The following is a 263-nucleotide window of genomic DNA, read 5'->3' on the forward strand; positions in this document are numbered from 1 at the left end:
CGGCCTCCTTGGCACCGACGCGCAGGGCGGTTTTGGGGGCGGCTTCGGCTAGCGGCACCAGCTCGTTTGGCGACAGATGCAGCACCGCGCCGCCGGCGTCGAAATAGTCCACGTAGACATAGGCCGGGTAATCCGGCGCGGTAAGGTCGAAGAACAGCCGTGCGCCGCCGGAATAGTCGAGCACGCGGGCGTGGGCGTCACTGCCGACCAGCAGCGGGTTGGTGATCTGGTCGGTGCTTTGCGGCAGGCCGACGTTGGAGATG

Annotated in this window: 1 protein-coding gene; it reads right to left on the reverse strand. The window is 67.3% G+C overall.

Annotation, left to right across the window (positions count from 1 at the left end):
* On the reverse strand, nt 1–263 hold a 263-nt coding region (locus tag RA24_RS22630; RefSeq protein WP_039194416.1), incomplete at both ends, for a hypothetical protein.

It is taken from the genome of Leisingera sp. ANG-M6 (assembly GCF_000813905.1).
Classification (GTDB): domain Bacteria; phylum Pseudomonadota; class Alphaproteobacteria; order Rhodobacterales; family Rhodobacteraceae; genus Leisingera.